This window comes from Jeotgalicoccus psychrophilus DSM 19085, from assembly GCF_000425845.1.
Classification (GTDB): domain Bacteria; phylum Bacillota; class Bacilli; order Staphylococcales; family Salinicoccaceae; genus Jeotgalicoccus; species Jeotgalicoccus psychrophilus.
In genome coordinates this window covers 92359-104718 of the sequence record NZ_AUEF01000010.1, presented here as the reverse complement: position 1 = coordinate 104718, position 12360 = coordinate 92359, and the positions used below count along the sequence as shown (strand labels likewise).

12 protein-coding genes, 1 rRNA gene, 1 other RNA gene and 1 pseudogene are annotated in these 12360 nt (G+C 41.0%); 2 read left to right on the top strand and 13 right to left on the bottom strand.

Translation table 11 applies throughout. The annotated features are described in order from the left end of the window. From H625_RS0105595 to H625_RS0105565, 8 genes are all read right to left on the bottom strand, one after another. Positions 1–187: ribosomal RNA gene (locus H625_RS0105595) — 16S ribosomal RNA — on the bottom strand; the annotation flags it as partial. A 394-nt stretch (positions 188–581) separates the two neighbouring features. Continuing rightward, a complete protein-coding gene (recR, locus tag H625_RS0105590) occupies positions 582–1178 on the bottom strand; it encodes a recombination mediator RecR (protein WP_026859039.1) in 597 nt (198 codons plus the stop codon). Further along, positions 1179–1502 (bottom strand): YbaB/EbfC family nucleoid-associated protein, encoded by a 324-nt coding sequence (locus H625_RS0105585; protein WP_026859038.1) that lies wholly within the window; start codon positions 1500–1502, stop codon positions 1179–1181. It abuts the gene before it with no gap. A gap of 69 nt (positions 1503–1571) precedes the next feature. Further along, entirely contained in the window at positions 1572–3206 is a 1635-nt protein-coding gene (gene dnaX, locus H625_RS0105580) for a DNA polymerase III subunit gamma/tau (protein WP_026859037.1), read from the bottom strand. Between the two features lie 116 nt (positions 3207–3322). Continuing rightward, positions 3323–3589, bottom strand: an RNA gene (gene ffs / locus H625_RS13430) — signal recognition particle sRNA large type. 45 nt (positions 3590–3634) lie between these two features. After that, a complete protein-coding gene (locus tag H625_RS0105575) occupies positions 3635–4588 on the bottom strand; it encodes a carboxypeptidase-like regulatory domain-containing protein (protein WP_026859036.1) in 954 nt (317 codons plus the stop codon). Continuing rightward, complete coding sequence (locus H625_RS0105570) at positions 4581–5381, bottom strand: ABC transporter ATP-binding protein (protein WP_026859035.1); 801 nt, start codon at positions 5379–5381, stop codon at positions 4581–4583. Before H625_RS0105570 ends, H625_RS0105575 begins: the two co-directional genes overlap by 8 nt. 121 nt (positions 5382–5502) lie before the next feature. Continuing rightward, positions 5503–5952: a YehR family lipoprotein gene (locus H625_RS0105565; RefSeq protein ID WP_035785254.1), complete on the bottom strand. Its 450-nt coding sequence runs from the start codon at positions 5950–5952 to the stop codon at positions 5503–5505. Between the two features lie 240 nt (positions 5953–6192). Between H625_RS0105565 and H625_RS13220 the strand changes: the two genes are divergently transcribed. Next, positions 6193–7047 carry a DUF2382 domain-containing protein gene (locus H625_RS13220; RefSeq protein ID WP_051238992.1) on the top strand — a complete coding sequence of 285 codons (855 nt, stop codon included), beginning with the start codon at positions 6193–6195 and terminating at the stop codon, positions 7045–7047. Between the two features lie 101 nt (positions 7048–7148). Next, positions 7149–7598, top strand: a complete 450-nt coding sequence (locus H625_RS0105555) for a DUF1801 domain-containing protein (RefSeq protein ID WP_342664938.1) — start codon at positions 7149–7151, stop codon at positions 7596–7598. A 42-nt stretch (positions 7599–7640) separates the two neighbouring features. Here H625_RS0105555 and H625_RS0105550 read toward each other — a convergent pair whose 3' ends face one another. The 5 genes and pseudogenes from H625_RS0105550 to H625_RS13425 form a co-directional block, all read right to left on the bottom strand. After that, a complete protein-coding gene (locus H625_RS0105550) occupies positions 7641–8990 on the bottom strand; it encodes an ABC transporter substrate-binding protein (RefSeq protein ID WP_026859032.1) in 1350 nt (449 codons plus the stop codon). 40 nt (positions 8991–9030) lie between these two features. Continuing rightward, the gene (locus tag H625_RS0105545) at positions 9031–9846 is read right to left on the bottom strand and encodes a carbohydrate ABC transporter permease (protein ID WP_026859031.1); all 816 of its coding nucleotides are present in this window, start codon (positions 9844–9846) and stop codon (positions 9031–9033) included. Next, complete coding sequence (locus H625_RS0105540) at positions 9843–10769, bottom strand: carbohydrate ABC transporter permease (protein WP_026859030.1); 927 nt, start codon at positions 10767–10769, stop codon at positions 9843–9845. Before H625_RS0105540 ends, H625_RS0105545 begins: the two co-directional genes overlap by 4 nt. Further along, positions 10750–11886, bottom strand: a complete 1137-nt coding sequence (locus tag H625_RS0105535; protein WP_026859029.1) for an ABC transporter ATP-binding protein — start codon at positions 11884–11886, stop codon at positions 10750–10752. Before H625_RS0105535 ends, H625_RS0105540 begins: the two co-directional genes overlap by 20 nt. Positions 11887–12164: 278 nt before the next feature. Further along, positions 12165–12359, bottom strand: a pseudogene (locus tag H625_RS13425) (GMC oxidoreductase); the annotation flags it as partial. Position 12360 lies beyond the last annotated feature (1 nt).

Here is a 12360-nt window from a genome sequence, read left to right as displayed (position 1 = left end):
AAGGTCGTATCCGGTATTAGCTACCGTTTCCGGTAGTTATCCCAATCTCAAGGGTAGGTTGCCTACGTGTTACTCACCCGTCCGCCGCTCAAATCACAGGAGCAAGCTCCTGATCTTTGCGCTCGACTTGCATGTATTAGGCACGCCGCCAGCGTTCATCCTGAGCCAGGATCAAACTCTCCATGATTGGAGAACTTAAACTTAAGCTCTTTGTGATACTGCTGACAGTATCTCGTTTGCGTTTGAATTGTTCGCCTCAATGTGTGCTTCTATATAATAGAAGACTTTTTCATTCGGAATTAAAACGTTGACATATTGTCATTCAGTTTTCAATGTTCTCTTGTAAAGTTTTGTTTTCTTTGTGTGTTTGTTTTGTTAAGCTCTTGTTGACTGCTTAATTAGTATAGCATGTGAGGTTTTCAATTGCAAGCACTAATTTGTTTCTTTTTGTTAATTAGTTTGTTGTGTTTTGTTGTGTACTTGTTTCGAACCTGACAAGAGATAACTATACAGGACAATGCCAGCTAGTGCAACCCTTTATTTAAAATTCTTTTAAAAAGATTATAAGAGCCTTTCGGCTCTTATATTTCCGTTCTATATTCAATTGCTTTAGAGAGTGTTACTTCGTCTGCATACTCAAGGTCGCCGCCTATAGGAAGGCCGTGCGCAAGCCTCGTCGTCTTGATTCCAATCGGTTTTATCAGACGCGTTAAATACATCGCGGTACTTTCTCCTTCTATATTAGGGTTCGTTGCCAGAATCAGTTCTTTTACTTCCTCATCTTTTAAGCGTTCCAATAATGAAGGGATATTTATATCTTCAGGGCCTATGCCGTCCATCGGACTGATCGCACCTTGCAGTACATGATAGAGTCCGTTGTATTCGCGCATTTTTTCCATAGCGATAACATCCTTCGCATCCTGCACGACACAAATTGTTGTGCGGTCTCTGTTTTTATCCTCACAGATATAACATGGATCCACATCGGTAATGTGCCCGCATATACTGCAGAATGTCAGCTCCCGCTTCACCTGCATTAAACTTTTCGAAAAGTCGACCACATCGTCTTCTTTCATATTAAGTACATAAAATGCCAGGCGCTGGGCTGTCTTCGGCCCAATACCCGGCAATTTCATGAAGCTGTCTATCAGCTTCGATATCGGTTCAGGGTAATGCATTTACATCATCCCTGGGATATTTAAGCCTTTAGTGTGCTTGCCTAAACGGTCGCTCGACAATTCGTCTGCTTTATTTAAAGCTTCATTCGTCGCAGCAACTATTAAGTCCTGCAGCATTTCAACATCTTCCGGGTCTACAACTTCTTCTTTTACGATGACATCTAATACTACTTTATGACCGGATACTACTACTGTGACCATACCGCCGCCAGCTGTACCTTCAATTTTTTCTTCTTTCAGTTTTTCCTGCTCTTTTTCCATTTCCTTTTGCATTTTCTGCATCTGTTTCATCATGCCTTGCATATTATTCATACCACCGCGCATGTTTTCATCCTCCGATACATTATTTTATCACTTATATATTATATATGATTACACTCGTTTTACAAACTATCAATCATTAACTTCGACGATATCCCCGAACATCTTCTTTGCCACATCCGAAGATTTCTCTGTCGGCTGCTTTTGCTGCATATCATTACGATGGCTGTCGATATAATTTTGACGGACTTGCTGCCAGCTTGAATCAGGTACTCCGACAACTTGCACTTTTTTACCAATAATAGTAGGAATTAGATTTTCGAGTTCTTCTTTCTTCTCGGCATTTTGATTTATCAGCTCAGAATGCACATCGTTATCAAATTTAATCAGCACATGAGTATCACTTGCTGCGACCGGCACCGAGTCTTTGATTAACGCGCGGAGAGACTGAAGACCTTTTTCTTCTATATACTGATACACTCCAGGCCAGCCGTCTTTAAGCTTAACCAAATCTTCCTTGTTAGCAGTATTCAGTACACGTTCTATTTTTTCTACAGAAAAACCTTGTCTGCTTCTTGAGGGTGCCGGTCTTTTCATTTTTTCTTTTACGGCTGCACCCGCAGCAATTTTCTGCTCGAGATGTTTAAGCTGCGCTTTCAATTCTGCAATTTCTTCCGATGATGCACCGCCCCCAGCTGCTGCAGGTACGGGTGCATCCAGCACACGGATAAGTTTAACGATAACAATTTCCAAATGAACGCTGACGTTCACAGAAAAACGCATACTGACCATCGCATCGTTCAATACGTCGACCATCTTATACAGAAGTTCATCTTCAACATGAACAAACGCAGTCTCTTCCAGAATTTCTCCTGAATGCTTCATTAGTATAATATCTCTTATAAAGTAAACCAGTTCATGTACGAGACGCGTCGGATCTTTTCCTTCATCAATCAGCTGATGAAACTTCTTAAACGCCGCTTCAGAATCTTTCTGTTCGATAAACTTCATCCACTCGTTCAATTCATCTCTTTCGATACCGCCCGTAATCATCACGGCATCCTGCATCGTAATTTCATCACCGCTGAACGCAATGACCTGATCCATTATCGATAACGCATCACGCATACCGCCTTCTGCGATACGTGCGATATACGACAATGCGTCTTTATCGTAAGCAGTGTTTTCCTTTTCTGCAACAAATTCAAGCCTCTCAGTAATTTCTTCTATATCAAGAGATTTAAAATCAAAGCGCTGAGTGCGGGAAATAATTGTTGCAGGTATTTTATGCGGCTCTGTTGTAGCCAGGATGAAAATAGCATGAGCCGGCGGCTCTTCCAATGTTTTTAACAAGGCGTTAAACGCACCCGTTGTTAACATGTGCACTTCATCTATTATATATACTTTAAACTCCGCTTCTGCCGGAGCATATTTTACTTTATCTCTTATATTACGTATTTCATCAACACCATTATTACTCGCAGCATCAATTTCAATTACATCATTGGCACTGCCATCTGTAATAGACATGCACAACTCGCATTCATTACAAGGTTCCCCGCCCGTCTCATACTGACAGTTCAATGCTTTAGCGAAGACCTTGGCAATACTCGTTTTTCCGGTGCCGCGCGGCCCGCTGAATAAATAAGCATGGGATTCCTTATTACGCATAATAGCATTTTGCAAAGTTTTTGTGACGTGATGCTGGCCAACTACATCGCTGAACTTTTGAGGCCGAAAAGCTCTGTATAACGCCTGGTACTCCATTAGTATGGCACCTCAACTCTTCATAAATTCTAGCTATAATTATAACATACAGGATTCTTATACTCCTGTTTTTAGGCATAAAAAAAGACCTCATCATTATGAAGTCAAAATAAAAACCGTGCACCACTTTGTCGAGTATGATGAACAAGCGTTACTCGGGAGTCCAGCTCAACCACGGCAACCCTACGGCACATAGAATGGGCCACTTAATGCTGCTTCCTTCCGGACCTGACATGATTCGTGACGTTCTATTGCATAGGACCGCGATCTCAACACTGGAGCTTCCGAGGCAGTCCTCACACTTCAAACCCTCAAAAGTGGAATTCAGCCTTGCTAGAGCGGATTGCAAGTACAGGGCACCGCTACCTCCCCGCTTAGCACGGTATGTTTTATAATAACAAACTAGCTCTCGTGATGCAAGAATTCTTTTATCTGGCTGATATTTTCCTGAATAAAGCAATTCCGATTGTAGCAAGGAGCAGTATTGTCCCGCCTGCAATAAGTATCAATTCAAAAGGAGACATACCATCTGATGCATCAGAGGACTGCTGATCAGTTTCCGCTTCTTCAACCGGCAGTTCTTCTTCCGGTTCGTTTGTTTCTTCTGTTTCTTCAGGAGCTTCCTCTATTTCCGTTTCAATTGGTGTCACTGCAATGTCATAACCGAGCTTATTACGGTTCTCGACTGTAACTTCCACAGGCTCTGCTGAAGCTTCATAAGTCTCGCTGTCAGCCGCACTCAATGTATAAATACCGTTCGCTACATCTTCAAAAGTAAACTCACCGTTATCATTAGATACCGTTTCTATTGAATCATTCTCTGTTGATAGTAAGAGTTTGACGTTTTCAGCCGGCTGATTATCTCCTGTCACCACACCGCTGACAGTATAGCCTTCTCCCTTAACTGTATTAATAGAAAGTTCTTCTTCAGGCTCCGGTTCAGCCACAGGTTCCGTATAAGGTTCTTCATATACTTCAGGTTCTGTGTAAACTTCTGGCTCAGTATATGGTTCTTCATAAGTTTCGGGTTCTGTGTAAACTTCAGGTTCTGTATACGGCTCTTCATACGTTTCTGTTTCGGGTTCTGTGTATGGTTCCTCATATACTTCAGGCTCTGTATACTGATCGTTATAAGTGTTGTCTTCCGCACTATTGTAACCGTCGTTCCACGCACCTTCTTCTACTGTACCGTTATTTTGATAATTCTCTCCATAGACTGGTTCTTCATACGAATTATCATACGGTGCTTCTTCCTGCCAAGGTTCTCCATAATATGTACCTGTTCCGTCATCAACAGTATTATCCTGCTCAACTGCAAATGCCCGGGCAGGGGCAAATATTAGTAAGACTGCAATTAATGTCACTATGTATTTCTTAATCATTGTCACCCTCCATATTATCAATAACAAGCCATGGTCTTTCATTTTCAAAATAAACTTTAACAGGCGTTTTATAAGTGTCACTCAGGAGTTCACTGGTCAGCACTTCTTTTTTCGGTCCTGCAGCCACAATCCCGCCGTCTTTAATTAACAGGACGTGAGTAATAGCACTTGTCAGCTCTTCTATATGATGCGTAACGTATAAAAGATGGCGCGCTTCAAGCGAAATACGATTTACTATTTTAAGAACATCTTCCCTTGCCCGGATATCGAGGCCGCTGCACGGTTCGTCGAGTATTAACAGTTCCGGTTCCCCCATCAGCGCACGTCCGATTAATATTCTGCGCCGTTCCCCCTGTGAAAAGGTGTTATACGTTCTGTCTGACAAATGCTCCAGGTTCAATTCTTTCAGTATACTTGCCGCTCTCTCCCCGGATACTCTATCGATATCCTGATAAATACCGAATGATGAGAATTTACCACTCAGTACTATATTGAGACCTGTCTCTCTGTTCAATGTTTCATGAAATTTATCGAGACTTGAACTGACAAATCCGATTCTCTTCCGCATCTCAGGCAGACTCGCTTTGCCGAACTCTGTACCGATAACTTCTGCGCTGCCGTCTGTAGGATAATTATATCCCATAATGATATCGAGTATTGAAGTTTTTCCTGCCCCGTTCAATCCAAGAACCGCCCACTGTTCACCGTCGTTTACTTCAAATGATATATCGTTCAATATCGTTTCGCCATTACGACGCCAAATAATATTATTTAATGAAAGAACTTTTTGCACAGCCGTCACTCCCAACAATATATTCTTTACTAGTATAACCGGAAACTATCGTTTACAGCACTAAAAATCCCAGGATATTTACAGGTGTATAAGAACCGATAAATTGTCCCGGGAAATCACTTTACTCTTCAACTTCAGTATAACCTTGATCAATCAGCATTTCCGCAGAACGTTCCATGCTGATACCTTCAGACGGGTCCCCTTCAAACTCTATACCTTCCACACCTTCAAGCTGTTCAGCATCGATTTCCTCATAAACGATGGAAATGTTTTCTGTAGCTTCATCATCGCCAAACTCAAAGCTGTGTTCCACTCCCGCTAAATCCTGATACTGATCTGAATAGCCGGCAAAAATTTCTTCAGCCTGCGCTTTATCAATACCAAGCTCTTCATAATTAATGATGTTCTCCGTCGACTGGCTGATAACCTCGTCATCGCTATGGGTATAAACCAGCGTACTCTGGACACCCTGGTCGCTTAACTCAAAGGTCCTTGTTTCTTCATTATTGCCGCATGCAGTTAAAACAATCATCACGGCTGCAAATAAGAATAACGCCCATGCCTTTCTCATAATAATCTTCCCCTTTTTAATTCTTTACTATTATACATACCTTATAATGCAGTCGATAAACTACTTATTTATATCTATACTTATTCGGAATTATTCTGCCGACCTTTTAAAATTTTATCGGGAAAAATATTTCATTTATGTTTTAGAACAAGTAAGCTGGGTAAATTACATACTGTGACAGAGAAAACTGATTTCAAAATTAAAATCAAAAAATAATTATCTCTATGGAGGGGAATATTTATGAGTAGAATTGAAAATTATGTTACAGAAAATGATGCCTTAACACGCGTTGAAGAATTAAGAGCAGAAGGTGTTGCAGACAATAACATTACGGTTTTATCACAGCAGCCGATTAACAAAGAAGCTTTTGGAAATACCGAAGTTAACTTCCAAGATGCAGAAGGTTCAGCATGGGATAAGTTTGTTTCATTCTTCTCACCTGATAATCCTGAAGAGAAAGTATTAAATGATTTAGGATTAAGTCAGTCAGAACAGGTCCAGTATAGAAATTCATTAAATGCGGGCGAAGTATTAGTTTACGTTGATTCACCGGATAATAGCTCAGACAGCGCTATGAATTACGGGGAAACACGTGACACTTACGATTATGATAACAAAGCTAATGCTACAGGTGCCGGCCTCGCAGGCGGTGCTGTAAACAATAACTATAATGCGGATCCTGAACTCGATGCACGTGCAGTTGACCGTGACAATGGTCTTACTGAAGAAGAAAGAATTCAGCTGCGTGAAGAACGTGTAAACGTTGATAAAGAAAACGTTCAGACTGGTGAAGTGAAAGTCGACAAACATGTCGAAACAGACCGACAGGAATTTGATATCCCTGTAGAACGCGAAGAAGTTGTTATTGAACGGAATCCAGTTGACGATGTACCGGCTAGAGGCGGCTTTAATGACGCTGATGATGTGGACGAAGTCCGTATCCCGGTTAACGAAGAACGCGTCAACGTTGAAAAAGAGAATGTAGTAAATGAAGAAGTTAGAATTAGAAAAGAAAAACACGAAGACGTTGAACATGTATCTGAAGAAGTTCGCCGTGAAGAGTTAGATGTAGACGAGAACGATTACAGAAAATAAGCACTAAATAATGATAATGCCCGGGAAATATCCCGGGTATTTTTATGTTTCATTTGAACTTTAGTGACTATAATAGAAGTAATTAATAAAAGGCGGGGATAATGATGACTTTTGATGAGTACGTTCAAAATATTGATGAGAAATGGAAAGCATCTTTTTTAAAAACATGGGCAACAATTGAAACGCATCTGCCACAGGGTTTTGAAGTCGGTATTTCACATGGCATGCCGGGTTTTGAAGTCCCTCTTGAACAATACCCGGAAGGGTATCACGTCGATAATGAGCCGCTGCCGTTTATCGGTATTGCCGTTCAGAAAAAACACCTCGCTGTATATCATATGGGAATGTACCGTGAACCCAAAATCTACAACTGGTTTACAGAGGAATATCCGAAGCACATGACAACTAAGTTAAACATGGGCAAGAGCTGTATCCGATTTACCAATCCGAAAAAGATTCCTTATGAACTGCTCGCGGAACTCGCTGAGAAAATGACTGTGGATAAGTGGATTGAACTGTATGAAAGCCGTCCTACCGGACCAAAATCATAAAAAGATGTCTGCCTCAGTAAATGAGGCAGACATCTTTTTATTTTAATTCCCTTGAGCTGCGTTAGATTGTTCGATGACCTGATTGTAATTTTCTACAATCGTTTCATGTGCTGCTTCAATATCTTCACCGTTATAGACTGATTCAAGCCCTGATTCAACGACCTGACGTCCTTCAGGAAGGAAGTTTCCTAATGCACCCTGTGTTGCATTTGATGGTGTTGTAGATTGCAACTGATCAATCGTTACTTGAAGCTGCGGTGTTTCTTCATGTGCCTGAACCGCAATTTCTTCTTCGTATGCTGCCGGGTTAATTGCAAAATATCCTGTGTTTACATGCCATTCAGCCTGCACTTCCGGCTGCTGCAGATACTTCATGAACTCCCATGCTGCCTGCTGTTCTTCTTCTGGTGCGCCGTTCATCATCCAAAGGCTCGCTCCGCCGATAACAACACCTTCACGTTTCGTGCCTTCCGGATGAGGAATAAATGCAACACCTACTTCGAAGTCCGCATTGTCCACTACTTCTCTTACACTTGCAGAAGACTGCATGTACATTGCAACATCACCAGCTAAGAATCCAGCTGCCATGTTATCGCCGTTAGTTCCGTAGTTCGCAAATGTACCGTCGTTAACCATGTTTTCAACCCACTGTAAAATTGACAGACCCTGTTCGTCAGACCAGCCAATTTCAGTCGCTGCTGATTCACGTCCATTTTCATTATTTAATAACTGTGCGCCCTGATTTGCTAAAAGCTGCTCCCATAACCAGCCGTATGCCTGTAATGAGAAACCTTTCATATCCGGATTGCTTTCAGTAATTGCTCTGCCCGCTTCTTCTACTGCTTCATAAGTTTCTGGCGGAGTTTCTGCATCCAGTCCTGCTTCTTCAAATGCATCTTTGTTATAGTACATTACCGGTGTTGAACTGTTGAATGGCATAGAGTAAAACATGTCATCCTCTGAATAGTATGTAGTAATGTTTTCTTCCAGATTGCTCATATCGTAATCTTCAGCATCGATAAACTCCTGAATTGGTGTAATCTGTCCGCCGTCAATCATCGTCTGTGTTCCAATTTCAAATACCTGCATCATTGTTGGTGCGCTGTCAGTGCCTGCAACCGAGTTAAACATTGTTAATGCTTCGTCGTAAGAGCCCTGATATTCAGCAACGACTTCAACTTTATCTTGAGATTCATTGTAACCTGCAACGATATCATCCAAAGCTGTCTGAGCCTGGCCGCCCATTGCATGCCAGAATGTTACTGTCTGTTTCCCCTCGGATGCCGCCTCACCTTCAGCTTCCGCTTCATTACCTTCTTGTGAACCTCCACATGCTGCGAGAATTAGTGTAACCGCTAAAGCCATGTACAATAATATGCTGTTTTTCTTCATTTAAGAACACTCCTAATCTATATTTTAAAATATTGAAGCTTTATTTAACTGCACCATCTGTTAAACCTTTTTGTAAATGTTTCTGTCCAAAGAACAGCAGCAGCAACGTTGGGATAACAACGATGACCGAACCTGCCATCAGTACACCCCACTGGTTTAATTGTTCCTGGCTGCTCATCTGCTTCAGTCCAATCTGCACCGTTCTCACTTTATCGTTTGTTGTTGCGAGGAGCGGCCACAGATACATATTCCATGAGGTGAGGAAGCCGTAGACTCCGAGAGTAATTAAACTCGTCTTTGCCACAGGCAGCACGACTGTCAGATAGAATTTGAAATCACCAATCCCCTCAATCAGACTCGCCTCGCGTAATTCCTTCGGAATCATTTTAAAGTTCTGTCTCAACAGGAATGTTCCGAATGCCATCGCAAAAAATGGAAACGTTAATCCCTGGTATGTATCCAGCCAGCCAAGATCTCTAATTGTCTGGAAGTTCGGAATGACAGAAGCTTCAAATGGAATCATCATCGTCGCGATAAAAATATAGAATATAATATCTCGTCCTTTAAATTCCAAAAACACAAATGCATATGCTGCCAGACTCGACAGCAAAAGCTGGCCAATCATAATTACAATTGACACAACAAAACTGTTAATCAGATATTGAAGCATCGGAAAATTTTCAAATACATACTTATAATTATCCAGTGTAAAACTCTGCGGCAGATTTCCTGCCAGAATGTCCTGATTGGTCATAAAACTCATGATAAAAGCTAATGCTGTAGGCAGAAACACCATGAGTGATGTGACGATAAGAAGAACGTATAATATAATTTTCTGAGGCAGCGGTATACTCATTGATAGTGCACCTTCCTTTCAGCAAACTTGAACTGAACTACAGTCATAATTAATATAATGACGAATAATACGACTGCCTGAGCACTGGCCGGACCGAACTGTCTGTTGACGAAAGCTTCTCTGTAAATTGAATAAACAATCAGGTTAGTCTCGTACTGCGGACCGCCTTTCGTTAAAATATCAATTTGTCCGAACGTCTGGAAGGCATTAATAATCGTTACAACAAGTACGAAAAACAGTGTTGGTGAAAGCATCGGTACAGTAATCTGAAACAGTTTCCTGAAATAGCCGGCGCCTTCAATATTCGCATTTTCGTACAGACTCTGATCGATAGACTGTAATCCGCCGAGCAGTATTAAAAATGTAAAACCAATATTCATCCAGATTGTCGTTAAGGAAATAGCAATCAATGCCCAATCCGGATCAGTCAGCCATCCGATACTGTCGATACCAATAACTCCGAGTGCTTCATTCAGAAGACCCATCGAAGGATTGAATAAATACATCCAGAATATTGAGCCTGCAGCGACTGATATTCCCATTGTTGATGAGTACATCGTTCTGAATAAGCCGACACCTTTCAGCTTTTCATTGGCAAGCACTGCTAAAAACAGCGCAATAATTATAGATGTCGGCACGATATAAAGAACGAAAAGAAATGTAGAGATAAAACTTTTCCTGAATATATCTGATGTATACAGCTGAATATAGTTATCCAGACCAACAAATACAGTTGGTGTCCCGGCCATATCAGTCAGAAAGAAGCTTAAGTACAATGTTTTTATCATTGGATAGAATAGAAAGAGTGAAAATAAAATAATCGACGGCAGCAGAAACATAATACCTTTAATGAAATTTTTACGCCGTGTCTTTCTTTTCTGTTTCATAAACACATCTTGTAATTCACTTCTGCTGGACTGCATCAATTTCATCTCCTTCTTTCAAAGCACTTCTCGAAGAGCGGATTAATTGAGTAGTATCTGAATCAAAATATGCAAAATCTTCATGCGAAATATTAACCGGGAGAGCTTCTCCTACTTTGATATCCCACTGCCCCGGCCATTTTGCCGTCCAGATTTCTTTGCCAACATCGAACGCTATGGAAGTTTCATTGCCCAAGTTTTCGACATTCATGACTTCCAGTGTATGTATTTCTTTGCCCTCTTCAGGCGGGGTAATATGTTCGGCACGAATTCCGACCGTGATATTCGGTATATCTTTCAAACTTTCAATTACTCTGTCCGGAACGTCTACAGCGAGTTCACCTTCAATAATAAATTTTTTACTGCCAATATCTTTTTGTACCGTTCCAATATTCATTTTTGGCGATCCGATAAATGATGCTACAAATAGGTTTGCCGGTTCGTTGTATAAATCAATCGGGCGTCCGACCTGCTGAATCTTACCGCTGTCCAGTACCATAATACGGTCACCCATCGTCATCGCTTCGACTTGATCATGTGTAACATAGACCATCGTCAGACCAAACTGTCTTTGCAGACGTCGGATTTCAATTCTCATATTGGCACGGAGCTTCGCATCGAGGTTCGACAGCGGTTCATCCATTAAACAAATCGGTGCCTGGCTGACAATTGCTCTGGCAAGCGCAACACGCTGTCTCTGCCCTCCGGAAAGCTGTCTTGGTTTACGGTCAAGATAATCACTTAAACCGATCATCTCCGCCGTTTCATGCAGCCTTTTCTGCTGCTCTTCTTTATTTACTTTACGCGCTTTCAAACCGAATAATATATTATCCCTCACAGTCATGTGGGGATATAAAGCGTAGCTTTGAAACACCATAGAAAGATTCCGTTTTTTCGGAGGCAGATGATTAATGACATTGTCATCTATCTTCATCACACCGTCAGTAATATCCTCCAGTCCCGCAATCATCCTTAAGAGAGTACTTTTACCAGAACCCGACGGGCCGACCATTACAAAGAATTCACCTTCATTTATTGTTAAATCTATATCGTCCAGTACAGTAACTTCTTTATCGTATCGTTTGACGATGTTGTTCATTGTTATTTTTTCAGTCATGTGAAAATCCCTCCACGTAGTGTTATACCAAATTAAACGGCGGTCTCACAGACGATTTACACTTTGATTACATTAATTAACATAAGAAACATTAATCCACATATTTTTAACAATTAGAATTTATTACAGCAAAATTAAGATTAGTCTGTTAATTTAATGTAAATTCTTGAATAAGTTAACGAAATCACATGATATGAAAACGGTTACTTAATCTGCTATTGTAAATATGTAATCTCGACAAAAAAAGACTGCCTCAAAAGAGACAGTCTTTGTTTATATTAGTTAGCGCCGGCTACTTCTCCTGCTTCAGCTAATTGTCTATTATCTTCTAAATACATTTCAATACCTTCTGCCGCGCGATAAGCAAAAGCACCAACTGTACCAGTCGGATTATAACCTCCATTATGCGGGAAGTTTGAACCTCCGATAACAAATACATTATCTTCATCCCACATCTGCAGATAGTTATTTAGG